We start from the raw sequence: 21,574 nt of genomic DNA on the forward strand, positions 1-21,574 counted from the left end.
TGGTTGATAAAGCAAATGATACTCAAGTAATGGACAGCACAAACCTAGTTGTCCTCAATGCTTGAGCTTTAGATTAATTATACAGGTGAGAAGGCGAAGATTTTGCCGAACTCATTGCTTGCAAATGTAAGAACTGCTCATGTGCGCGCGTTACGTGCTCGAGTTCTATCATCCATTGAGCATTACGTTGGGCAGAGCAAAATGCCGCCATGTGAGCTAACAAGTCTTCGCTCTGTTGACCAAGTAGGTGACCTAAGCGCTCAATCAGTTCATGGCTCTCTAGCTGCAAAAATTGAAATAGCGCGTAAGTTTGATTGAGTATTGAGAACGCATCATGCTGTAAGCCGAGTTTGTTGAGAATCTCTGATTGCGTCACGCTGGCATCTCTAAGCCCCGTAATGAGACATACAAACTGGCAAGGTTTAGTTTGTGCATTTTCTAGCGCTAGATGAATGTGGTTGGGTAGATTGTTGAGCACGTCGTCATATAAACGATGAGCTTCTGGCCAATGGCCTTGTTCCATCAGTTGCTCCGCTTTTAAGTAGCGCATCCAGCATTGCTCAATATTCATATCCATCTCCACAACATTTGATTTGTTTAGATATTAAATGAAATTGATTATCAATTGCAAGTGCGTGTTAATATCACTTATGTGTTCATAAAATGTCCAATCAATCTAGGGTGGAAGGTAAATCACTTAAAATTAAGCAAATAATCTCTACACTCAAATAACGAAAATAAGAAAAAAGGAAGTGGATATGGCAATACTAAGATTGGAAGCTAAGCAGCTATATTCTGTAGCAGATCTAGAGAATATGCCATGTAAGTCGACCAAGGAGTTACCTCCAATTGATGAAATCGTGGGCCAAGAGCGCGCGCAAAAAGCGGTCGAGTTTGCGATGTCCATCAAAGAGAAAGGGTATAACATCTACGCCATTGGTCAGAATGGGCTAGGTAAACGCACCATGATCTTGCGCTATCTGAATCGTCACCAGCACGATGCAGCAGCCCTGTTTGATTGGTGTTACGTTGCGAACTTTGAGGATACCCGTACACCAAAGGTATTAAAGCTGCCTTGTGGTATCGGAAATAAGCTACGTGTTGATATTGAAGCTTTAATGGGCAAATTATTAAATGCTTTACCCCTAGCATTCGACAATGAAATGTACTTTAGCCGCGCTGAGCGATTAAAAAATCAATTGGCAGCTAAGCAACAAAACGAGCTGGATCGTATTAGTCGAGAGGCAAAAGAAAAGGGCATCAGCCTAACACTGACTACGCAGGGGGATTATCAGTTTGTCGCCATGAACGGTGATGAGCTTCATACGGAAGAGTCTTTTGATGTACTAAGCAAAAAAGAACAAGAGCAATTCAGCGATGCTATTGATGAACTCGAAGTGCGATTGCGCTCGATGGTTCGTGAGCTTACGGAGTGGGAAGAGACATACAGCGATAAAATCAAAAAGCTCAATGATGAAGTGACGCTTGATGTGATTACTCACTTCATCAAAAAACTCAAAGTGGATTACGCGCAATATTCCGAAATCAAAACCTACTTAACTGAGCTGCAAAAAGATATTGTTGAAAACGCAGATATCTTCCTTGACCAAAGTGGCGAGCAAGGCGAAATTGCGACGGCATCCTTGGATAAAAAATTGCCACGTCGTTATAAAGTGAATGTCTTGGTAAGCCGTAAAAGCAGCGAATTTCCTATCGTTGTTGAAGAAAATCCCAACTATCATTCACTCTTCGGGTCGATTGAGACTGCCACTTTCAAGGGAACGGTGTTTACCGACTTCTCGCTGATTCGTGCAGGGAGCTTGCATAAGGCGAATGGCGGCGTTCTATTAATGGATGCTCAGAAAGTACTTGAACAGCCTTACGTTTGGGATGGTTTGAAGCGCGCATTGCGTGCTCGTCAATTGAGTTTTACGTCTCTAGAAAAAGAAGTCACATTGACGGGAGCGGTATCACTCGATCCTGAACCGATTCCGCTTGATATCAAAATTATCTTATTTGGTGATTACCGAACTTACCAATTACTCCAACATTACGATCCAGAGTTCAGCGAGTTGTTCCGTGTGACGGCAGATTTCGAAGACGAAATGAAACGTACGCCGGAGTCTGAGCTGCATTACGCGCGCTTTATCTCTAGCGTGGTGCATGACAACAATATGCTGCATTGCGATCGCAAAGCCATTGCTCGGATCATCGAATACAGCTCACGTTTGTCTGGCGACCAATCCAAGCTATCTCTACATTCGGCTAATATCGCCAACTTGCTTCGAGAGTCGAATTACGTGGCTCGTCAAGCCAACTCCAACATGATCCGTATTGGTCATGTTGAAGAGGCGCTCAATAACCAAGAAATGCGAGTAAGCCGATTACGCGATAACGTAATGGAAACCTTTATTAACGGCACAACGCTGATTCGCACCGAAGGAGAAGCCGTAGGCCAAGTGAACGCACTTTCGGTATTGAGCACTAGTGACTACATGTTTGGTGCACCGAATCGCATCACAGCGACGACGTGTTACGGTGATGGGGAGGTTATCGATATCGAGCGCAGCGTGGATTTGGGGGGCAGTATTCACTCTAAGGGTGTGATGATTTTGTCTGCCTACTTATCTTCCGTATTTGGTAAAACGGCACGAGTGCCATTAACGACAACCATTACCTTTGAGCAATCTTATGGTGGTGTTGATGGTGATAGTGCCAGCATGGCTGAGTTATGTGCGGTTGTGTCTGCTTTTTCAAAGCAACCAAACCGACAAGACATTGCGATAACAGGGTCGATGAATCAATTTGGTCAAGCTCAGCCTATTGGTGGCGTAAACGAAAAGATCGAAGGCTTTTATGATGTGTGTGTAATTAAAGGTCGTCATGACGGGCAGGGGGTCATTATTCCGCGCTCTAATGTTCACAATCTAATGCTTCGTTCCGACATCGTGAAAGCAGTCGAAAAAGGCGAGTTTAATATTTGGGCGATTGACCATGTTACTGAAGCTATCGAATTGTTTACGGGGAAAGTTGCTGGTGAGCCAACCGATGAAGGCTCTTATCCAATCGATACCATTTTTGGCCTTGCTCAAGCTAAGCTCAATTCGTTGAGAAAATAGGCTGAAACCGTCCTAAATGTGAATGTATCTCATCATAAGTGATCATAATTTATCATAACGACAATATCCCGACGCCACTGTCGGGATATTGTCAATAACAGATTGAAAATGGAGAGTTTTTGTACTAGACAAAAGTGTGATCGACCTCTAATATTCGCCACTTGTTTATTCGTCTGGGATTTATCCCGTCGCAAGGAAGCATAGATATTCAAACTGCCGAAAAGTAACGTTGTTATAGGCACTGCTCGAGTTTGTTTGGATATAGACATCACGCATACAACTGAGGCCCTGTCATGCAGTTATCACTGAAAAATTTGTCAGTACGAACGCAAATTTTGGTTCCGGTATTATTTACCGCGATTGTTTTGTTTATTGCTCTTTGGATTACTAAAAACAATCTTCAAGCAGAGCAAGATGTTATTGCTTCCAACCAAGAATCTTTGGTTTTTCACAAAGACACATTGGCGAGTATTGACGACCAAATTTACCCTCTGCGCATAAGCGCGGTTTACGCTATTTACGATGCTTCTCGTCGTGAGAATTTTCTAACCGAATTGAAAGAAGGCTTAAAGCAAGTTGATGCCGATTTAAGCGCAATTGAAGCCCGAAACCTATTCCGTGACGATGCCGTTAAAGTTCGCCAAGCAATTGAATCCTATGTGCGATATTCAGAGCGCTCAGTTGCTTTCTTCAACCAATACGATCAAGGTTTGAAATCGGATAGCGAGTACCGTGCATTTGTCAAAGAGTATCGCAATGTTGGCCGAGAAATGGTCCAACAAATTAACACGCTATCAAAGCATGTAAACGAGCAAGCTGAACAATCTACTATCAGAAGTCATCAGCAAAATGAACGTGTGCAAAATAACGCTATGTTGACGGTTTTAGCGGTATTTGCTTTCTCATTGATAGGCGCTTGGTTCCTGTCTGGCATGATTGTTACACCAATCCAAAAGCTGCAAGAAGTGATGCGTCAGTTAGCAATGGGTAATCTATCAGTACGTGCAGATGTCGATGGGGACAATGAGATCTCTAAGCTGAGCAAAGATGTAAACCAAACCGCAGAGCAGTTATACAACACTGTGGACCAGTTAACCCGTATTAGTGAGGAAGTTGCATCTGCATCGACCGAATTAGCTGCGGTAATGACGCAAGCGGAAGCGAACGCTCAACAAGAGTTGGCGGAGATCGAGCAAGTTGCATCTGCGGTTAACGAGCTTGCAAGCACTGCGAATAATGTGAGTGATAACGCGACCTCTGCTGACGCAACCGCGCGTGAAGCTGATGGACTTGCTCAATCAGGTTTGGCTATCTTCCAAGAAAGTGCGGAAGCAAGTGCGCAAATGTCTCAAGCATTGAACGATGCAGCGCAAGTTGTTTTGCGTCTAAAAGAGCAATCTGTACAGATCAACGATGTTATTGAAGTGATTCGCGGCGTATCTGAGCAGACCAACTTGCTAGCATTGAATGCTGCGATTGAAGCGGCGCGAGCTGGTGAATCTGGTCGTGGTTTTGCGGTAGTAGCTGATGAAGTACGCATGCTAGCAGCGCGTACTCAAGACTCGACACAAGAGATCCAAACGATCATTGAAGAGCTTCAAGCGCAGTCTGGGCTGGCGAATGACAGTATGCAAGTCAGCCTTGATATGCTTAGCCGCAACAACGAGCTGACGCAACAAGCGAATGAAGCGTTGGTTGGAATTACCGAGTCGGTCGCCAACATCAACGATTCAAACACGCAAGTAGCAACCGCAGCCGAAGAGCAGTCTCAAGTTACTCAAGATATCAATCGCAACGTGGTTAACATGTCAGAGCTTGTAAACCAAAATGTAGCGGGCATCAGCCAGAGTGCAAGTGCGAGTACTGAGCTTTCATTACTTGCAGAGAAGCAGAAAGAGCAATTAAGTTTCTTTAAGCTTTAATTCATCATCTACTTATCAAATCTCTAAATCCCTGAGTGAATGCTCAGGGATTTTTTTTGTTTGTAATAATCGGATTTATTATCAATAAGTCTATCTAAAACAGTTAGTTAACAAGATTTTTTTGCGGGCAATATCACGTTTTGTGATATTGTTTTTACATTTTTTTCGTCAATTTTTTTTTGACGCGAACATTTTTTTTAACTCAACCGATAACTTGATGGTTGAGAGGTATTCATATCGTCATTTTAAGTGGTGTTTTCTTCTATAAGCGCTGTTTATTCAACACGTTGCGTGAAAAATAACAGCTGCTACTATGCCGCCAGTTTTCTCGTTGGTACAGAAAAGTCCTGTTTTTCTGGTGAGAAAACACATATAAAACAATGATATGGAAAATAACAATGAAATTAAAAACTTTAGCTGTAGCAGTGGCGCTAATGGCATCAGGATCTCAAGTTGTCGCTTCAGAACTATACAACCAAGATGGCACTTCTCTTGAGATGGGCGGCCGCGCTGAAGCGCGTCTTTCTATGATGGATGGTAAGGCAGAAGACCGTACTCGCATCCGTCTTAACTTCCTAGGCAAACAGGAAATCAATGAAAACCTATACGGCGTTGGTTTTTGGGAAGGTGAGTTTGTAACTAAAACTTATGATGTATTTGATTCTAAAGGTAACAAAGTTGGTGAGACAGACAGTCTTGAAACTCGTTACGCTTATGCGGGTCTGGGTGGCAAATACGGTGAAGTAACTTACGGTAAAAACGACGGCGCACTAGTGGTTCTTACTGACTTTACTGACATTATGGCTTACCACGGTAACACAGCAGCACTTAAACTGCCTGTTTCTGACCGTACAGATAACATGCTGTCTTACAAAGGCCAATTCGAGCAGCTAGCTGTACGCGCTAGCTACCGTTTTGCTGATCGCACAACAGATGCACAAGGCTTTACAGACAACGAGGAAGATGGCTTCTCTCTATCTGGTGTTTACGCGTTTGCTAACACTGGTTTTGAACTAGGTGCTGGTTACGCAGATCAAAACGACAGCGATGAGTTCATGCTGGTCGCTGCATACTCTGTAGGTGACTTCTACTTCGCTGGTAACTACACTGGCGCGGATATGGATGTTGCAGGTAAGACTTTTGATTACAAAGGCTACGAACTAGCCGCTGCTTACACTATGGGTCAAACTGTATTCACTTCTACGTTCAACAAAGGTGAACTAGAAGACGCAGATACTGTAGAAAACCTAGCTGTTGATGTAACTTACTACTTCAAGCCTAACTTCCGTGGCTACGCATCATACAACTTCGATCTAATGGATAACGAAGGCGCGGCTGAAAAAGATGAGCTAGCGCTAGGTCTACGTTACGACTTCTAAGTCATGACTCTTATCTAAGATACTGCCTTATTCTTAGTAAATAAAACCCCTTACTGAAAAGTAAGGGGTTTCTTGTTTTCTAGCACTTCAAAGCTTCTTGATAAGCGTAGGGGTTATAAAATCTATCTTTTTAGTGTGAGCTTAGTACCATCAAATTTGAGGTGACTGAGGAGGTTTTTAGCGTTGTTTTTACCAACCTCATCAAACTCCATTCCGTAGCGAGCATAGTGCGTTGATTTTTGTAAATTACAAATACGACCTCGCAACGGCGCTAGCATACGACTTTCTCCGGGCATCGTTAGATCTAATGAAACGTGGTCACCAACCTGAAGTGGTCGGCTCATTGGTGATGTTACAAAACGACAGCCACTACGAGATAAATCTCTTATTTCGCATTCAGTTCGATAGGCTTCTAAACAAACACGCGCTCTCAAATTTACTTCGTAACGCACTTCTTTGCGAAGCTGAAAGACCTGCATAGTGTTGGGTAGGTCTAGCACCAAAATTGGGTACGGATCGCCTAGTCGATGCTGTAATTGGGCCCGAAATGGGATAACGGCCCCTTCACCTCGATGAGAGTAGGCTTTTACATTGATCCAAAAGCCTTCTTGAAAATAGAACTTCAAGTCTTCATCGGAGATGTTCGGAACCTCTATCAATGCAGTATTATTTGAGTGACAGCCAACAAATGTGCTGGTTGTAATAAACTTTGTACCAACGGGGGTGGTGACGTTTAAGCTCACTTCACTGCCATGTTCGACCATTGCCATTGCATCGGTGCTATTTAATGTACTTGCCTGACGTTCTGGTGCCTTCTTGCTTTGCAGAGGTAGCTTGCCGTCTCTGGCAATTGGGCTCATATTTCTCATTATAATTGTCGTACCTGATGTAAGAAGGTAATCGCGTGAGGCGAAGCAGCACTCTCGCATGGTATCGATTTTATTCAGTGATATAGTTTGATTCAATCAATCTGTAACAAAAATTAGAGAGCAAGATATGCATAAAGTAACTCATGAAGCCACTCATGAAGCCACGAATAGTACATTCTGGGTTGATTTAGAGCAGGGCTATAAAGCCAAGTTAATTTATCAGCTTAAGGGTAATGTCATGCACATTACATCAACGGTTGTTCCTGAAGCACTGCGAGGTAAGGGGTACGGAAAAGTGATGATGGAAGCGGTGTTGCCAGAAATTGAGTCACTCGGTTATCAAATCAAACCAGTTTGCCCATATGTTATTCACTATATGGAGAAGAACCAAACGTGGTCACATCTGCTCGCATGATGAGTAACAACCACCAACGCTACCAAAATATTGGCCAGGAACTCAATCTAGGTAATTACCGCTCTGTAGAAGTCATACAATCGCTATGGGGAGGCTATGGAGAGTTAGTCCGAGTTACTTATTCTACTCGTTCGGTGATCATTAAGCATGTAAAACTCCCTAAGCCTTCAGAGCATCCTAGAGGCTGGAATACGGACCGTTCTCATCAAAGAAAGTTGCACTCTTATCAGGTGGAAGTGAATTGGTATGAGTATTTTTCCGGAGGGGTGGATACTCGCTGCCGAGTACCACAAGGTCTAAAAACGTTCCAATCGGAGAATGAATGGCTCATTGTGATGGAAGATCTCGCCGAGGTGGGCTTTCCAAAAGTCATCACAGATGCACAGCTAGAGCATCTACAAGCCTGCCTCACTTGGTTGGCGAACTTTCATGCGCGATACATCGATGTTCGTTCGGATAAGTTGTGGCATACCGGAACATACTGGCACTTAGCAACCAGACCCGACGAGCTTGAAGCATTGCAAGACACTGAGCTACAAAATGCGGCTCAATTGATTGATCAAACGCTTTCGCAAGCTAAGTTTAAAACACTAGTACACGGTGATGCCAAATTGGCGAACTTCTGTTTTGATGAAGAAGAATCAAACGTTGCTGCGGTTGACTTTCAATACGTTGGATGTGGGTGTGCAATGAAAGATGTGGCACTGTTTATGAGTAGTGCCGTTAAGCCAGAACGTTGTGCAGAGATGGAAGTTTGGGTTTTGGATACGTATTTTGCTCAGTTGCAACACGCGCTAATGGTCTATCAACCGAATCTTGACCCTAATGAAGTCGAGCGTGAATGGCGTCCTTTGTTTGCTGTGGCTTGGGCAGACTTTCAGCGCTTTGTGAAAGGTTGGAGTTCCGACCACTGGAAGATCAATCCCTACACAGAAGCATTGACTCGCAGAGCGTTGGCTTACTTACGAAAGTGAGTCGAAGTTTAAAAAGAAAAGCCTCCAATTAGTAGGAGGCTTTGTTTTATCTTTGGCCTGGTCTGATGCGCGCCATGTAATAGGTATTGATGAATTCACCATCACGGAAGGAACCGTCAATCGCTTCACCCTCAATTTGAAATCCATGCTTTTTATAAAGCCCAATGGCGGCGTCGTTATCGGCATTGACCTCTATCTGAATTCTTCTCACATTTAACCAGTTATCTGCTAGTTCAGTGACTGTATCTATCAATTTGCTACCAATACCGAGTCCATGGAAACTATCATGTACTCCGATGCCAAACGATGCCGTGTGCATCGTTCTTGGACGTAGAGAGTGGTGAAAGCCAATATTTCCGACGACTTTACCATCAATTTCAGCGACATAGCTATAAACACCATCAGGTATGTTTGACAATCTTTCCACCCACATCGCGAGCGAAGGCTTTGGGAGTTGCAGGGTTTCACGTTGTGCTTTTGGTTGTGAATAGATTTCTACGAGTGCCGCTGCGTCTTCGACGGTCGTTGGACGTACGATAATTTCCATGCCTCTCTCCTTCGCTTTTTAGTTTTAATTTTTAATCTAACCACAGTTTTCTTATTTGGATAGTGTTTTTTTATGTTTAATGGATAAATGCCTTTTAAATTAGCTTGTTATGATGTCTTTTTTTAATTTTCAGTAGTGATTTATCATCAAGTTGAGCGAATAGATTGCAAAGGTGTTGAATTATTGTACTGAGAATGGCGCGTACTGCAGAGTATCGTGGTGAATTTCATGTCGCAGTAAATAAACGCATTTAGTCAAACTGTGACGACGGCACTGTGCGTCAGTTGACTTGAATCAATAGAGGATGGGGTTACCTCCTATGAGGTATAGGGAAACGACACGTTTAGGGCTATTTATGCTTAACTTGATAAGGGAGTTTTGTTGAGGAAATAGCATGAAATCCTCTCAGTCTAAAATATCGCAAAGTCGGCGCCGATTTTTGCGTGATACAGCTCGGATTGCGGCTGGTGTTGGCGCAGCTGCGTGTGTATTGGGCTTACAATCGCTACAAAGCCAAGCTCGAGAAACCAAAGGTGTGCCTATTCGTCCGCCTGGTGCATTGCCGGAAGGCGATTTCGAATCAACTTGTATTCGATGTGGCTTGTGTGTTCAGGCATGTCCTTACGATACCCTGAAACTTGCGACATTACTTTCACCCGTCGCGACTGGCTCACCTTACTTTACTGCACGCGATATTCCCTGCGAAATGTGCGAGGACATTCCTTGTGTTGTCGCTTGTCCGAGTGGGGCGCTGGATCCGAAACTAACCGATATTGATGATGCTCGAATGGGTACAGCGGTTCTTATTGACCATGAAACTTGCCTTAACTGGCAAGGGTTACGATGCGACGTTTGTTATCGCGTTTGTCCGCTGATTGATGAAGCCATCACGTTAGAGATGGTTCACAACGACCGAACCGGCTATCACGCCAAACTTATCCCTACAGTGAATTCCGAAGTGTGTACCGGATGTGGTAAGTGTGAACAAGCGTGCGTGTTGGATGTCGCTGCTATTAAAGTTGTCCCGACGGATTTGGCGAAAGGCAAAGTGGGCAGCCACTACAATTTTGGTTGGAAAGAGATCGACAAACCACTCGAAAATATCCTCCCTAGTGAGACGCCTGTGCCGGAAGGTGCGCTTGAATCGCTAAAAGGAGGTAAGTAATGGCAAAGAATTTAGCTCAAAATGCTGGCAAAGAAGCGCTTGAAAAGCTTGGTTGGTGGCGCGCGCATCGGTTTTTGATTTTACGTCGGCTATGTCAGTTCACCATCATTGCGCTATTTATGGCTGGGCCGACGCTGGGAATTCTAACTGGTAATCTGTCATCAAGTATGTTGCTCGATACCGTGCCGTTAAGTGACCCGTTAATTGTGCTTCAAGCTTTGGCGACAGGGCATGTTCCGGAGTTTAATGCGTTGTTAGGCGTAGTGATTGTCGTGGTGTTTTACGCGATTTTGGCGCCGCGCGCATTTTGTGCTTGGGTGTGCCCGTTGAACACCGTGACAGACTTGGCGGCGTGGTTGCGTCGAAAGCTCAACATTAAAGCGAGCTATCGTTGGTCTCCCGTGATTCGTTATTGGCTGATCCCTGTTTTGATGTTGGGCAGTGCGCTGTCTGGCGCAATTCTTTGGACATGGTTAGATCCAGTGGCGGCACTGCATCGCGGGTTGGTGTTTGGTATGGGCGCAGGTTGGGTGTTGATCGCCCTGGTGTTCGTGTTGGATTTACTCTTGGTTGAGCATGGGTGGTGTGGGCACTTATGTCCACTGGGGGCTACCTATGGAGTGATAGGCCGAAAAAGCCTGTTGCGGGTTACTGCTGTTCGCCGCGAAGATTGCACCAAATGCATGGATTGCTTTTACGTTTGCCCAGAACCAGAAGTGCTTCGGCAGCCTTTGAAAGAGGGAGATCGTCGAGTTATGGATCAAAACTGCATTAGCTGTGGTCGTTGTTTGGATGTATGTCCAGAACATGTGTTTGAATTTAAAAATCGCTTATCAGTAAAAGTCATTGATTAAGCCACTGAGCACATTTACTCATGCTTTATTTCTCTTGATACTTGAACATCGCGCTTAGCCAAGGAGTTAAGCGCGATGTTTATCTTCATAACAATATTCCTCAGCCATATCTGCTTGCTCTGGGCTGAAAATAATAATGATATTGCGAATTTGTTACATTTAAAGCTATGATGATGCCTTCATATTTAAAGGAAACATCATGACTACCTCATCGCACGGCTGGAGAACGCCGCAAAATTTCCTCCTGTTAATTTCCATTATCGTGCCCATTGCTTTTTCTACCTGGATGGCGTTGTTGAACAACTTTGTTATCGAGAAAGCAAACTTTGATGGTGCCGACATAGGCCTATTGCAAAGTGTGCGTGAAATTCCGGGTTTTTTGGCCTTTACCGCCGTGTTTGTATTGCTGTTTATCCGAGAGCAACGCTTTATGCTCGTCTCTTTGGCGATGCTTACGCTTGGTACGGCATTAACAGGTTATTTTCCCACTTTGTACGGTCTACTTTTTACAACCTTGTTAATGTCCACCGGCTTCCATTACTTTGAAACACTCAAGCAGTCTTTGTCTTTACAATGGCTATCTAAAGAAGAAGCGCCAGAAATGCTGGGTAAGTTTATTTCTGTTGGAGCTTTGGCTTCTCTGTTTACCTACGGCGCCATTTGGGTTTCGCTCGAACAGCTCAAACTTGATTTTAAAACGGTCTATTTAATGGCTGGTGGTTTAGGTTTTGTGCTCATTTTGGTGATGGCATTTGCCTTCCCACAATTTAAGACAAAAGTGCCTCAGAACAAGAAGCTCATCCTACGTAAACGTTACTGGTTATACTATGCGCTTACGTTTATGAGTGGAGCACGCCGTCAGATTTTCACGGTATTCGCTGGCTTCCTGATGGTAGAGAAGTTTGGCTACTCCGCCGCAGATATTACGTTGCTGTTCCTGATTAACTATGTCTTTAACTTCTTGTTTGCGAAGCGAATAGGCCGTTTTATCGGCGTTGTTGGTGAGCGCAAAGCGTTGATGTTTGAATACGTCGGTTTGATCTTCGTGTTCGTCGGGTACGGTTTGGTGCAAACGGCAGAGTGGGCGGCAGCATTGTATGTTGTCGATCATTTATTTTTCGCGTTAGCGCTTGCGATTAAAACCTACTTCCAGAAAATTGCCGACCCAGCAGATATGGCGTCGACCGCGGGTGTTGCGTTTACGATTAACCATATTGCGGCGGTTGTAATACCTGTTACGTTTGGTGTGATTTGGCTGGTTTCACCTGCTAGCGTATTTTACATCGGCGCTGGTATGGCTGCAGTGAGCTTGCTGTTGTCACTCAATATTCCAGCGAAGCCGGAAGAAGGCAACGAAACTCGCTTGTTGAAGTGGAGTTAAGTTGGCACTCACTATCTAATCATTAAAGCGAATACCTGTAATTAGACTCGCTAAAAAGGGTGCTTATGCGCCCTTTTCTTTTGATTGCAAAGAGATAATCCCTCCAATGGTTGTCAATGCATGCCACGTCCGTTAGGGTTTAGAACTAAGTATTTCGAAATAACTTGGGCATAACTGACGCGAAACAATAAGAGGGGAGCTATACAGTGCAGATACATGGCAGAGAGTTGGATTTAGATCTAGGAAGCCGTCACATCGTTATTCAGCGCCGCTATGAGGCGTTAGGTGCTGCAAACGACCTACTCATTGCTATTTGGTTTTTAATTGGTAGCTTTTTCTTTTTGAATGATTCGTTGATTGAAAGTGGTACTTGGCTTTTCATCGTGGGCAGTGCGCAGTTGATCATTAAGCCCCTGATAAAACTGATGAGTTTAGTTCATGTTGGTCGTTTAAATAAGCAACTTTCTGGCACATCAGCGAGCCGCTGAAATTACCGCTTCTTTTGAACACTCGCAAGCAAGAAGCCAACAGGCGAGTTATCGAGGGGAAAGCGGGAAGATAACGTGTTCGCAATACTAAGCACGTTATCTTCTGTTTGAAGCTTCAGAATTTAGAACGGATACCAGAACAGTTGTGTGTCGATAACACGCTTGCTGATCGCCGCAATCACTATCACCGCAATCCCAGCCATGCAGATCATATCGGCTTTGGTCAGTGGTTTTAAGCTGTACCAAGTGCGAGAGGAGTGGCGGCCAAAACCACGTAGCGTCATCGCGTTTGAGATTTGATCGGCTCGGTCTAAACTAGAGAAAATCAGAGGTCCAAGAATCTTCGCGACGTTCTTCATACGAGTGAACAACGGAGCCTTCTTGCTCAGTTCTACTCCGCGTGCTTGTTGCGCGTGCATGATGTTAACAAAGTCCTTTTTCACTTCCGGCAAGTAGCGCAGCGTTAAGCTTACGGCATAGGCGATTTTGTAAGGCACACCCAAGCGGTTCAAGCTGGCTGAAAACTCCGTCGGGTGAGTGGTAAATACAAACACCAACGCGATTGGAAACATGCTGAAGTACTTCAACGTCACTGTTACTAGGTAAAACAATGTCTCTTGAGTGAGCGAGTAATTACCGGGTAACGAGAGTAAAACCGTTGATGAACCCATGAACTCAGTACCTTGTTGCGGTGCTAACGCGAACATAAACAGGGCATTGATCAGTAATACCGTGCCTGTACCGAATAACAGCGGTTTGTAGACATGAAAGGGCACTTTGGTCATTTTCAATAAGCCCAAACCCAGCACGATCAACAGCGCGATGATTCGCAAGTCAAATGTGGTCAATACCACCGTTACCCAAGCAATGAAAAGCAAGAACTTAGTAATGCCATTCAACTTATGAAGTGGCGATTGGGTATCGATGTAGTTGATACCAAACTTCATTTTGTTGTCTTTCATGCCACTGCTTTCTCTGGTTGGTTTACTTCGTCGCTTTTTTGTTGGCGGTGCGCTTTTTCTACATTGATAAAATGCTGCATAAAGCCATTGGTGTCCTCGATACCAACTTTCGTAGCCAACTCAAACAAACTTGTGGTAGTGAGGTTTGCTTGGTCTAGTAGCTCTGGACTGCTGAATACCTGCGTCATTGGTGCATCCGCGACTAATTTACTGTCTGCAATCACGATAGAGCGCGTGGTGTATTCCAGCACTAAATGCATGTCATGAGAGATGATCATCACGGTTACGCCCAACTCGCGATTGAGCTTTTCGATGAAACTCAGCATAGACGTGTAGTTTCGATAGTCCTGACCTGCCGTCGGTTCATCAAGGATCAGAAGCTCTGGTTCCAATACCAAAATTGACGCAATGGTTACGCGCTTTTTCTGGCCGTAGCTCAATGCTTCGATTGGCCAGTGACGGTATTTGCTCAAACCGCACAGCTCAAGGACTTCAAGTACTTTAGCTTCGATTTGTTTCTCTTCAACGCCACGATTACGGAGGCCGAAGGCCACTTCGTCGAAAATCATGTGATGGGAAATCATGTGATTCGGGTTTTGCATCACCACGCCCACTTTCTGGCTGCGCTCGAAGATGGTCAGTTCGTTAAGATCTTGACCATTCATACTCATTGAGCCGCTATCCGCTTCAATAACGCCCATAATCAGTTTGGTGATGGTCGATTTACCCGAGCCATTTTTGCCAAGTACAGAGACAAACTCGCCACGCTTGATGTCAAAACTCACGTCTTCTAACGCGTTTTTCTCACCGTCGTAAGAATAGGTGAGGCCACGGACTTCAAGCAAAGTCTCGGCTGGCGTTTTGGGCGGTTGTGCTTTTGAACCATCAAACCATGCTTGTACTGCCGGTTTATATTGCTCCAACGGTAAGGTAGTTAAGCTAGAAGGTTTTGCATCGCCCTCAATCGAGCAGCCTGCTTCTTTCAGTGCTGAAATATAAAGCGGTTCGCGGATGCCGTAATCTTCTAGCAGAGGCGACGCTAAAATTTCATCTGGCGTTGTATCGGCAATGATTTCGCCGCTTTCCATCAAGATAATACGGTCAACGGAGCAATGCAGAACGTCCTCAAGACGATGCTCAATAATTACGATGGTTTTACCCGTTTCGCGGTGTAGATCATCGATGATCTCGATGGTTTTTTTACCCGTTTTAGGGTCAAGCGCAGCTAGTGGTTCATCAAACAAAAGGATATCGACGTCATCGACGAGAATGCCCGCCAAAGAAACACGCTGTTTCTGCCCGCCAGATAAATCGTGGGGTGAGCGTTCTAGCATCTGTTCCAAGTCGACCATTTTGGCCGTGGCTTTGACCAATGGGTACATGTCGATATTTGAAGTTAGCTGGTTTTCCAGCGCAAATGCAATGTCTTCGCCAATGCTCAAACCGACAAATTGGCTGTCCGTATCTTGCAGTACGGTGCCAACTTGCTCAGTGTATTGGTGCATGTCGAAAGGGGCGGTGTCTTGACCATTGATGGTCAATGTTCCACTGGTTTCCCCTTTGATTGCGTGTGGGATCAGTCCGTTAAGACATTGCCCAAGGGTAGATTTACCACTACCACTTGGACCGATAATGACGATTTTCTCTCCTTTCTCTATCCTTAGATTGATATTTTTTAGCGTCGGTTTGTCCAGCGACTCATATCTAAAAGAGAAGTTAGAAAATTCGATTGTCATTCGACATTAAGCCTCTGTTAAGTTACGGCTTTGCTTGTTACGTTTAGCGACAGACTTAAGAATGAAGAAGCCAACAATAGCAATAAGAATGGTGTTACCGATCGCGATAATAGAAAGCTGGGTAAACACTTTAGTGAACGGTTCTGCGTATAAAATCGTGTCGAGGAATGCAGAGCAACCGTAACCAAATACGTTGCCTAATAGCGCAAGTACTACGAATAACGCGAAGTCTTTCATATTGAAATCACCTTTCTCCAAACGGTAGCGCGTTAGAGAAGGGAATAGACCGATAATCAAACCAACAATACCTGAACCAAGTACCCAAGTGAGCCATACGCCCCAACCTGCAAATAGGTCAGTAACCCAGTGACCAATAAAACCAACCAAGAAGCCAACAAGTGGTCCAAATAGTACTGAGAACAATGCTAATACTGCCATTGCTGGTTTTAGCGTTGTGTTTGCAAACACAGGGATGCCAAACATAGGTAAGCCGCCGATACCGTAAAGAGCAGCACCGATTGCAATAACCACAACAGTTTTAGCGGAAAGATTCATAGATAACCTCAGTTCAATAGTCGATTTTAAAGAACGTTCATTTATATTGTTGGAAAGCGTTAGTTATTTGATTGTGTAACATATATTCAAAACAACCAAGCTGCTTATTGTTTGCTCTATTTTTCTTCAGGAAATGTGTGATTTGATTCACGCATCCCTTTGACTGGCTTTGGTTTTAGCAAGCATTAAAAATAAGGCGCGCATTATACAGAATATTAATAAAAGTGGGAATGCTATCTATCTGGATGGCTAGAATGAATCAGGGGCTGATCGTCAGCCCCTGATTACACGGTTTGATGTTATTTTTACCAATAAATGAATGCGCTATATGTTCATTAATGGTCGAGGTATAAATAGTTCTGCCAGCTCTTCATACGAATAAGCACTTTGCGCATCACTGATACGTGAGTAAAGCTGTCTGAATAAACTGCAACTTCAACCGCAGTACCCATTGGTAGGTGGTATCCACTCAAGTCGTCGGTAATTTTCAGCTTCGCAAAAACACGTCCGCTCGTGCGCAAGGCATCAGTCCCAAGCAGAGCGCCTCGCGCTTGAATTTGGCTTTCACCAATGGCTGGAATCACGTCAATGACTTCGCCACGGAACACTTTGCCCGGAATTGCGCGGAACATAAATTCTGCTTCAAAGCCTGGCTTCAAGCGTTGTAATGAGTTCTGTCTGAATGCCGCGGTGTACGTAATGTCTTCGGTATGTACGAAGGTCATTGCCGGGGCAAGTGGCAACGGCACAGCCATAACACCAGGACGCAAAGCCAATTGCGTAACGTAACCATCGGTTGGCGCACGAACGACGGTTTGCTCTAGGTTAAACTCTGCTTTACGCAGCTCGGCAAGAAGTTGCGCGACTTGGGTATTTTCGCCTCCGATTTCAGAGTCCAGAGCGATTTGAGCTTGTTCTTGTTGCAAAATCGCAACGTCTAACATGGCTTCTGCCGCTTTATACGCTTGGCGTCGAGTATCCAAATCTTGTTCAGTAAACGCGCCACGATCAAAGCCCCTTTGATATCGGCTAAATTCCCTTTGTGCTTTATCTCTGTCCGCTTGCGCTTTCAATACAGCAGCTTCTGCCTCTCTTAGATCAGACTCTAAGCCCAACGCACCTTGGCTTGCTTCTTTGACTTTCGCTTCCAGGCGAGCAACTTCTGCTTCAAAAGGCACAGGATCGATTTTGAAAAGAATATCGCCCGTTTTGAGCGGTTGGTTGGCCTGGACTGGCACTTCCACCACGCGGCCACGCACGCCAGAGACGATAGGCGTAGTCGGGAACACTTGGTTACCCAATTGAGTAAATGGGTGGTTGTAGTTCATAAGCAGCACGAGTGTGCCCACTAACACTACGCCGCCAAGTACGGCGGTTGGAACGGTCCATTTGTTTAGAGGAATATTGAAAATTTTAAAAATGGCAATACAAAGAGCTGCGTAAGTCAGAATCAGCAATAAGTCCATTATTCGTCCTCTTTACTTTGTTCAGGCAAAGGCTTTTGCTGAATCTTTTGTTGTTTCAACATCGATACTTCGTTTTTGAGTTCGTTGACTTCATCGATGAGTTCTTCAAGGCGGTGATGAATGTCGTGTGTTTCTTGTTCTAGTTGTTTAAAACCCCAGCCGCGTTCCTTGCGCCATAATGTTGCCCAGATCCATAAAAATGGCCACAGCGCATGCAAAGTGAAAAGGCTGACCCAGCCAGCGTAGTGAATTGCGTCTTGGTGCGGGTGCTCTCTCTCTTTGGCGATTTCATATGGAATATCATGGATGACAATGATTCCGTAAAAGATCACTAAAGCAACGAAGATGAGTAACCCAAGTGCAAAATAGTCTAGAAACATCTTACCTACCTGTGCGTATTGCGAAATGGAAAATCTACGTAAATTAACAATTTAAGTATTTGTCTTAACTACAGATGAATCAAGCGGTTTTTATGTAGGAATTATGTTTATGCGATGTAAGTATCCACTGATGTTTATTGGCAGTTAAGGTGTTGCTGAGTACTTATTTAAACAAGCAGTGAAGTGATATAGGAAGGATAAGTAAAAAGTATACTAAAGCCCCAGGTGTCAACCGGGGCATGGTTTAAAGTTCGGTACAGACTTGGTTTCTGCCATTGGCTTTGGCGCGATAAAGAGCTTTGTCTGCACGATAAAAAGTTCGCTGAGTATTCTCGCCTTCTCGATGCAAGGTAATCCCTATGGATACGGTCAGCCCCCGTTCACCAAGAATATCGTCCCAACCATATTGATAAATCCGTTCACGATAATTCTCGGCATGCATTTCTGCGCGTTCCAGTTGGGTATTCTCAAGGATCACGAGGAACTCTTCACCACCAAATCGTACGCACGATGCGCCTTTAAATCTGAAGTAGGACGCCAGTTCCTGTGACACACTTTTGATCGCTTTGTCGCCCACCAAGTGGCTTAGTTCGTCATTGATGGATTTGAAGTGATCGATATCGATGACCATCAATGCAAATGCAGTATCGTGCAGAAGTAGATCTTTTAGTTTAACTTCTAACCAGCGTCGGTTGTGTAAAGACGTAAGTGGATCGGTAAAGACGTCCTGCTGTAGCTGAGCAACAGTATTTTTATGCTGCTTGGTGGTTTCTTTTAGTTCTTTGTTTTCTAGCTCTGACAAAATGAGTTTGAGTTGTAACTCAAAGCGTGAAAGTCGGCGTAGTTGAGCAGACCCTAACTCACCGATCGGAATATGTTTTACAAGATCACATTCGATTCTGTGCGCTTTTTTTTCACAATTTAATGCTTCTTGATACAACCCTTGAGAGGCGTAAACTTGACTCATCGCGTTATAAAAATGCTGAGTAACGATAGGAGATAGCTGCTTTTGAATCCTTTTACTGATGGAGTCCAGCGTTAAGTTAGCTAAAGAAGTGTGCCCTACACCGTTTAGACAATACGCAGTCTCAATTTTGACCATCGTGGATAACCAGTATGTCGTGGCACTACCCGTTATATACTGAACATTCGAAATAGCCAGCAACGCACTGGGGTAGTCTTCTTGCAGACGATATAATTTGGCTCGGTAGAGGTGAATTTGTGCGGCGAGGTTTTTATCACTGACGAGAATGCTCAGTTCTTCACATTCACTCAATAGCTCTTTGGCGTCTGCGGTACGGTTCAAGCTGATATAACAGGCTAGCATGTACAGCTTGTAACGAAGGCGTAGGGATCGACTGCCAATAGCGTGATCGATAGCATCTATTTTTTGATAATAACGTAATGCACGTTGGTGATCCCCATAGGCATCGCACAAATTACCCATTCCAATAATGGCCAATACGTACTCATCAATATAGCCGTACTCGACGGCGATATTGGTTGAAGCAACATACTCGGTTAATGCCGCATTGTAGTCACCTACTTCAACTAAACGCTCACTCAAGCTTGCTTTCACAGAAAGAATATCTTCTACATCCTCTGGTAAAACAAGCAACTCAAGCGCTTGTTTCAATTCACTAATGCTGTCGTTGAGCTGTTTGATCTCTCTTCGATACTCGGCGCTAATGATATAGCAATGCGCTTTCTCTCGGTTTGTTGACGCAATATGTAACCCTATGTGTTCCCATAGCGTAATCGCTTCTTCACCTGAAACGGAAGAAGGATCGATACCTGCGTCAGTCACCTTGCTAAGCAGTTGTTCCATTCTTCATTACCTCAATATAACTTTCTTCGAGCTGTTCTAACGTGAATGGGAAGGTCAGGATATCTTGCAAATACAGTATCGGTTTCGGGCCTTTGATTCCGCGTCGCTTCCATGGATAGATGTCTAACATCGCTTGGACAGTGCGGTAGACCTCTTCTGCTGCTTGACCTTTTTCTGCAATTAACATTGCTAGCCTGTTACTGGAAATTCTCGAGATGAGGTCGCTGGAGGTTGTCAATGCATGAACGAGCTCGGTACAAACATCGAGAACTTCGGGGTTTGAATGCTGAATCATAATGATGGCGTGGTTAGAGCGTTTGAGCTCCGTTTTAAACAAAACTAACTGTTCCCACCAGTAGGTCTCAGAAACGACATTAGAGAACTGTTTTTCAGGGTCGTATTCGTGTTGAGAGCGAATATGATTGATCAGCTTACGTGCTCGCTGCTCTAGTTGGCGTTTAGAGCCTCTTGCTTTATCCATGCTGATTCGATGAGTTTGTTCTTTGAGCATTTTGAGTGCGTGCTTACGGTATTTCTTGAACGCGTTAAACGCAGACTCAAAGTCACCTTGTTCTTCAGCGACTCGTGATTGTTGGAAGCAAATTTGGCTGAGTAGCTCACCGTGGTCGAAACTGAGTGCAGACTCTTCTGCTGCAAGTAGCAACTTGGCAGCGCTGTCTGTATTTTGGCGCAAAAGCTCAAGTCTTGCTCGGCTAATAAAAGAGTGTGCTTTCATCCAAACGAGGTCATGCTCAATGGCGAGCTGGTGGGCTTTTTGGGTGGCTTCTTCGGCCGCATCAAGGCGTTCTAGTCCAAGCAGTGCTAACCCTTTAAAGTCCCAGATCTCGGCTTGCCACGTACTGTCATCATGATCTTTTAATACTTCGGTTGCTCCATCCAGTACCGTAAGCATCTCGACAAACTTATTTAGTAAGTAATAGTCCCAAGCTAATAGGATGCGCGCTTTGCCTTCTAACCAAGCAATACGAACATTGTTTGCCACTTTAACGGCTAACTCATGAGTTGAAGCGGCAAGTTGGTGTTCATTAGTGATGCGCCATACATTACCAAGCCCAATTAGAGATTCGATTTGAATTTCAACATCATCAACAAGAGCAGATTGTTCGAGCGCATTAATCCAATATTGTTGCGCGGAATAATACTTTGCTTGGCCCCAATATTGGAGAGCAAAAAGATGGAGAATTTCCGGGAGATGATCGTCGGTTTCAAGCTGTGTTTGTTTGCTGTAAGCGTCTTTGACGAGTTTTAAGCCTTGTCGGTAATCCATTAGGCACCAACAGCATTGCGCCATGATGAGTAAGGCTTTGATCTCTCCGTCCACAAATAAAATTTGTTCCGCGCGGATACGATATTGCTGCGCAATATTAAAGGTATGTTTAGGGGCCGATTTTATTTGGCCTTTAAGCTTAGTGAGATCATCTTCTAGCTGAATTTGGTTTTTATCCAACGTTCACATCCATGACTATCGAACTGGAAATCACACCTAATATTAAGTGGTTAGATGCATGTTTCT

19 protein-coding genes are annotated in these 21,574 nt (G+C 44.4%); 9 read left to right on the plus strand and 10 right to left on the minus strand.

What is annotated here, in order from left to right:
• Positions 1 to 73: 73 nt before the first annotated feature.
• Entirely contained in the window at positions 74 to 571 is a 498-nt protein-coding gene (locus tag R7R78_RS04725; protein ID WP_225473181.1) for a hypothetical protein, read from the minus strand.
• 187 nt (positions 572 to 758) lie between these two features.
• Between R7R78_RS04725 and R7R78_RS04730 the strand changes: the two genes are divergently transcribed.
• The 3 genes from R7R78_RS04730 (at position 759) to R7R78_RS04740 (ending at position 6,420) form a co-directional block, all read left to right on the plus strand.
• Positions 759 to 3,119, plus strand: coding sequence for a Lon protease family protein (locus tag R7R78_RS04730; protein WP_054574916.1), 2,361 nt, complete (start codon positions 759 to 761; stop codon positions 3,117 to 3,119).
• Between the two features lie 293 nt (positions 3,120 to 3,412).
• Positions 3,413 to 5,041, plus strand: a complete 1,629-nt coding sequence (locus tag R7R78_RS04735; protein ID WP_005375120.1) for a methyl-accepting chemotaxis protein — start codon at positions 3,413 to 3,415, stop codon at positions 5,039 to 5,041.
• 398 nt (positions 5,042 to 5,439) lie between these two features.
• A complete protein-coding gene (locus R7R78_RS04740) occupies positions 5,440 to 6,420 on the plus strand; it encodes a porin (protein WP_025768571.1) in 981 nt (326 codons plus the stop codon).
• A gap of 122 nt (positions 6,421 to 6,542) precedes the next feature.
• Here the strand turns inward: R7R78_RS04740 and R7R78_RS04745 are convergent, their stop codons facing one another.
• Complete coding sequence (locus R7R78_RS04745) at positions 6,543 to 7,289, minus strand: flagellar brake protein (RefSeq protein ID WP_042521645.1); 747 nt, start codon at positions 7,287 to 7,289, stop codon at positions 6,543 to 6,545.
• Between the two features lie 127 nt (positions 7,290 to 7,416).
• Between R7R78_RS04745 and R7R78_RS04750 the strand changes: the two genes are divergently transcribed.
• Both R7R78_RS04750 and R7R78_RS04755 read left to right on the plus strand, forming a co-directional pair.
• Positions 7,417 to 7,704, plus strand: coding sequence for a GNAT family N-acetyltransferase (locus tag R7R78_RS04750; RefSeq protein WP_225473182.1), 288 nt, complete (start codon positions 7,417 to 7,419; stop codon positions 7,702 to 7,704).
• Positions 7,701 to 8,678: an ecdysteroid 22-kinase family protein gene (locus R7R78_RS04755; RefSeq protein ID WP_225473311.1), complete on the plus strand. Its 978-nt coding sequence runs from the start codon at positions 7,701 to 7,703 to the stop codon at positions 8,676 to 8,678. The genes R7R78_RS04750 and R7R78_RS04755 overlap by 4 nt, the downstream gene beginning before the upstream one ends.
• 46 nt (positions 8,679 to 8,724) lie before the next feature.
• Here the strand turns inward: R7R78_RS04755 and R7R78_RS04760 are convergent, their stop codons facing one another.
• Positions 8,725 to 9,225, minus strand: coding sequence for a GNAT family N-acetyltransferase (locus tag R7R78_RS04760; protein ID WP_225473183.1), 501 nt, complete (start codon positions 9,223 to 9,225; stop codon positions 8,725 to 8,727).
• A 394-nt stretch (positions 9,226 to 9,619) separates the two neighbouring features.
• On the opposite strand from R7R78_RS04760, the gene napG reads away from it, so the two are divergent.
• The 4 genes from napG to R7R78_RS04780 all read left to right on the plus strand — a co-directional run bounded on the left by napG (position 9,620) and on the right by R7R78_RS04780 (position 13,113).
• Complete coding sequence (gene napG, locus R7R78_RS04765; RefSeq protein ID WP_151515318.1) at positions 9,620 to 10,390, plus strand: ferredoxin-type protein NapG; 771 nt, start codon at positions 9,620 to 9,622, stop codon at positions 10,388 to 10,390.
• Positions 10,390 to 11,244, plus strand: a complete 855-nt coding sequence (gene napH, locus R7R78_RS04770; RefSeq protein ID WP_225473184.1) for a quinol dehydrogenase ferredoxin subunit NapH — start codon at positions 10,390 to 10,392, stop codon at positions 11,242 to 11,244. The genes napG and napH overlap by 1 nt, the downstream gene beginning before the upstream one ends.
• A gap of 199 nt (positions 11,245 to 11,443) precedes the next feature.
• Positions 11,444 to 12,625, plus strand: coding sequence for an MFS transporter (locus R7R78_RS04775; RefSeq protein ID WP_005375129.1), 1,182 nt, complete (start codon positions 11,444 to 11,446; stop codon positions 12,623 to 12,625).
• Between the two features lie 206 nt (positions 12,626 to 12,831).
• Complete coding sequence (locus R7R78_RS04780) at positions 12,832 to 13,113, plus strand: YrhK family protein (protein ID WP_025768568.1); 282 nt, start codon at positions 12,832 to 12,834, stop codon at positions 13,111 to 13,113.
• A 122-nt stretch (positions 13,114 to 13,235) separates the two neighbouring features.
• Here R7R78_RS04780 and R7R78_RS04785 read toward each other — a convergent pair whose 3' ends face one another.
• The 7 genes from R7R78_RS04785 to R7R78_RS04815 all read right to left on the minus strand — a co-directional run bounded on the left by R7R78_RS04785 (position 13,236) and on the right by R7R78_RS04815 (position 21,508).
• The gene (locus R7R78_RS04785; RefSeq protein ID WP_104976444.1) at positions 13,236 to 14,075 is read right to left on the minus strand and encodes an energy-coupling factor transporter transmembrane component T family protein; all 840 of its coding nucleotides are present in this window, start codon (positions 14,073 to 14,075) and stop codon (positions 13,236 to 13,238) included.
• Positions 14,072 to 15,811 carry an ABC transporter ATP-binding protein gene (locus R7R78_RS04790; RefSeq protein WP_213871256.1) on the minus strand — a complete coding sequence of 580 codons (1,740 nt, stop codon included), beginning with the start codon at positions 15,809 to 15,811 and terminating at the stop codon, positions 14,072 to 14,074. The genes R7R78_RS04785 and R7R78_RS04790 overlap by 4 nt, the downstream gene beginning before the upstream one ends.
• Before the next feature lie 6 nt (positions 15,812 to 15,817).
• Positions 15,818 to 16,366, minus strand: a complete 549-nt coding sequence (locus R7R78_RS04795) for an ECF-type riboflavin transporter substrate-binding protein (RefSeq protein WP_005375133.1) — start codon at positions 16,364 to 16,366, stop codon at positions 15,818 to 15,820.
• 335 nt (positions 16,367 to 16,701) lie between these two features.
• Positions 16,702 to 17,832, minus strand: coding sequence for an HlyD family secretion protein (locus R7R78_RS04800; protein ID WP_005375134.1), 1,131 nt, complete (start codon positions 17,830 to 17,832; stop codon positions 16,702 to 16,704).
• Complete coding sequence (locus R7R78_RS04805) at positions 17,832 to 18,212, minus strand: DUF3302 domain-containing protein (protein WP_005375135.1); 381 nt, start codon at positions 18,210 to 18,212, stop codon at positions 17,832 to 17,834. Before R7R78_RS04805 ends, R7R78_RS04800 begins: the two co-directional genes overlap by 1 nt.
• 244 nt (positions 18,213 to 18,456) lie before the next feature.
• Positions 18,457 to 20,040 carry a GGDEF domain-containing protein gene (locus tag R7R78_RS04810; protein WP_225473185.1) on the minus strand — a complete coding sequence of 528 codons (1,584 nt, stop codon included), beginning with the start codon at positions 20,038 to 20,040 and terminating at the stop codon, positions 18,457 to 18,459.
• Positions 20,024 to 21,508: a hypothetical protein gene (locus tag R7R78_RS04815; protein WP_005375137.1), complete on the minus strand. Its 1,485-nt coding sequence runs from the start codon at positions 21,506 to 21,508 to the stop codon at positions 20,024 to 20,026. Before R7R78_RS04815 ends, R7R78_RS04810 begins: the two co-directional genes overlap by 17 nt.
• Positions 21,509 to 21,574 lie beyond the last annotated feature (66 nt).

Source organism: Vibrio sp. 2134-1 (genome assembly GCF_033339495.1).